Consider the following 3,154-nt stretch of genomic DNA (forward strand, 5'->3'; position numbering starts at 1 on the left):
TTTGACATTATTATTTCTGAATCGGTCCTTGTATTTACGGATATTGCACTAACTTTGAGTGAGGCTGCTCGTCTATTAAAAAAGGACGGAAAGCTACTATTGATTGAAATGACGGGAGCTTCTAATGCTTCGGAGGAAGTGAAACATAAAGTGATGGAGCTTTATGGGATTCAACAGCTGATGGATGAGGAAGAGTGGAAAGAAATTTTAAAAAAAGCTGGTTTTTCACATATAGAGATATTAGAAAACCCAGCCGATATGAACCCAGTAGAAATTGAGGACATGAATCCATCCATTTATATTGACATGACACTATATGACGTCTGGGATGAGCATAATCAATTTTTAGCTGATTTTGGAAACATGATAGGCTATAGAATTTTTAAATGTCAGTTATAAACGAAGATTAAGGCTTTGGAGCAAAATCAGATCCATCGATAATTTCCTTAGTTGGTTTGTGATATAATTCGCCCTTTGGAAACGGTCCATGATTTTTTACGTAAGTATCGACTATTTGATAGCCTATATTGTAGCCTATCCACTTTGGAAAATAGCTTCTGGGACGACCAAATAAAAATAGCTGATGATTTTTTACACCTTCTAACCCTAGGGATGGCACGAAACGATGCTTCCATATCTCGGTAGCATCCGCGTAAGGATAAAGCGCTATCCATGGGGCTAGCAGCTTTTCCCCACACTCCTCTTTTACAGCATACTCTCCCAAGCCTTCTATAATCAAAGAGTCTGCCAATGTTGTTTGGGAAGGGGTAAGATCTAAGAAATTTAATCTGCATACGTGATTATATTCATGTACTAAGGTCGCCTTTATCTCTTCTTCTGAAAGGTCCTTCGATAAAAATAAAAATAATGCTTTTTTATAAGCAACACCATTTTTTACCGGTAAAGGCTCTCTTGCCTGACCTGTTCCTTTTAATTTTATTGGGAATATATAAATCGGAACTTTTGGGCCACCCCACCGCTTTCGTAACCGTTTGTATTCGTTGTTTACTAATTCCCAAACCTTCCTTTTTTCTAGCTCCCCTACAGTTTCCGATAAGCCTTCCCATTCATTTGGCTCAAATAAACCGTATTGTAAAAGCTCATAGTGCACAGCCTCTCTAGTTTCATTCGGGAAAACCTCCATTAGGGGTTCACATAGGATTTCCCCTTGCCGAAGATAGATTTCCTTCCCATCTTTCTTCTCGCATGCTTCTATAAATTGATATAACCATTTAGAGGTTCTAATTACAGCCAACATCTCATCCTTTTCTCTTTATTCTTTTATATGTTCGATTTGCTTGAAAACTTATGTCTATAGTACATAGACGATTGTCTACCGTGAAAACTTTCATACGGCATATGTTATAAAACATACTTGTATGTAATTTTTTGAGAGAGGGGGACAAAAAATGAGTCAGTCACAAGTGTATAATTTATGCTGTAAATACCATGGACAAAGAGTGCGAATCACGGATAAACAAGGAAAAGTACATGTAGGAAGAATTACTAATGTAGATCAAAACATGGTATGGATTCGTCCTGAGAATAACTTTGGAGGATATGGATTTGGGTTTTGGGGCTTTGGACCAGGACTTGGTTACGGTATTGCTTTAGGTGCCATAGCAGGTGTTGCATTAGCTGGGGCCTTTTTCTGGTAATACCTCTCGTTTGTATTTCTTTCGTTATGGGAATAGGCTCGGACCTATTCCTTTTTTCATTTTTGTCCGAATAGGATATTTCTATGCTTAACTAACAAGCGATCAACTACTTATATAAAAAGCACACCACAAAAGTGGTATGCCTTAATGTTATAGTATGCAATTGTCTAAATAAGTTACCTAGACAGCAGTAAATCCTCCATCAATTGGTACAACAGCACCATTTATATATTTTGCCTCACTCATCAACAGGAACGCCACTAATTCTGCAACTTCCTCTGGTTGTCCTAAGCGACGCTGTGGAATACCCGCAGAGACCGTTTTAAATAGCTCAGGATTCGCTTCTCTATATTGTTTCACCATAGGAGTTTCCGTTGACCCTGGTGCCACTGCGTTAATCTGAATACCTTGGTTTGCATATTCTGCTGCTATGGATTTCGTAATTCCTACGATACCATGCTTCGTTGCCGAGTAGCTCACGACACCGTCCTGCCCTACTAATCCAGCAGTAGAGGAAGTATTCACGATGCTACCTCCACCATTCTTAATCATTTCAGGTAGCACATAGTATAAACCATATAAAGCTCCTCGAAGATTTATATCTACTACAAGGTCAATCTGTTCAATCGAATTGTCCAAGAATTTCTTACCTGGGCCAGAGATACCTGCATTGTTAAAGAACATATCCACTGATCCGAAGGTTTCCACTGTTTTTTCTACATACTTTTTAACCTCTTCAGCCTTCGTTACATCAGCTTTGATAAAGATGGCCTTAGCTCCTTTTTCTTCTACCAAACGAACCGTTTCATTTCCTTGCTCTTCCGAAACATCAATAATACTAATATTGATGCCTGACTCAGCTAATTTTAATGCAGCCGCTCTTCCTAGGCCGCCACCTCCACCTGTAATAATTGCTGCTTTAGTTGTATTCATTTAAATTACTCCTTTCTTTCTACACCTGTCTATCCTTAATAATTCCCCATGTCATTGGAATAAAACATTATTTCGCGATAGAAAGAAATAGAATAAATATTTTTAAATTCCGCACATTTGTTACATTCAACTCAATTTTCATATATAGTTAATAAATGTAATATTTAGTTATTTAAATCAATTTCATAATCCTTATTTTTATAGAAGAACACGAAGACTAAAGAGAAACCAATTAAAATCATATGCTATTCAAAGAGTAAAGTAGAAATGATTTTCGCTGTAGTCGGACGCTTTCCGTGGGGTGAGCGATAAGCCATCACCCATCGCTCACGCGCGTGGTTGTGATGTCTTATCTGTCCCACCCATCCCACTGGAGTCGCCGCCTGCCGCTACAATCAATACAGAGATATCGTTCGTGTTTAATTCTTGAAACGCTATTTATGAAATTAACTCATTTATTTAAATTTTAGAGGATTGAATTAAAATCTTTAAAAGAAATTCTTTGGACAATTTTTGGGGGTGGAGTTAAGTGGAATTTATATTACTATGGATTCTTGGTTTAA

General features: G+C 37.6%; 3 protein-coding genes and 1 pseudogene. 2 read left to right on the forward strand and 2 right to left on the reverse strand.

Annotated elements, in window-relative coordinates; all coding sequences use genetic code 11:
• Positions 1-399 (forward strand): annotated as a pseudogene (locus AC06OU_RS14680) (class I SAM-dependent methyltransferase); the annotation flags it as partial.
• Between the two features lie 7 nt (positions 400-406).
• On the opposite strand, the gene AC06OU_RS14685 reads toward AC06OU_RS14680, so the two are convergent.
• The gene (locus AC06OU_RS14685; RefSeq protein WP_475856764.1) at positions 407-1,255 is read right to left on the reverse strand and encodes a DUF2268 domain-containing putative Zn-dependent protease; all 849 of its coding nucleotides are present in this window, start codon (positions 1,253-1,255) and stop codon (positions 407-409) included.
• A gap of 154 nt (positions 1,256-1,409) precedes the next feature.
• Between AC06OU_RS14685 and AC06OU_RS14690 the strand changes: the two genes are divergently transcribed.
• On the forward strand, positions 1,410-1,658 hold the full coding sequence (locus tag AC06OU_RS14690; protein WP_475856766.1) for a hypothetical protein: 249 nt from the start codon (positions 1,410-1,412) through the stop codon (positions 1,656-1,658).
• 180 nt (positions 1,659-1,838) lie between these two features.
• Here AC06OU_RS14690 and AC06OU_RS14695 read toward each other — a convergent pair whose 3' ends face one another.
• Positions 1,839-2,591, reverse strand: a complete 753-nt coding sequence (locus AC06OU_RS14695) for an SDR family NAD(P)-dependent oxidoreductase (protein ID WP_169360239.1) — start codon at positions 2,589-2,591, stop codon at positions 1,839-1,841.
• Positions 2,592-3,154 lie beyond the last annotated feature (563 nt).

The organism is Psychrobacillus sp., from assembly GCF_056205495.1.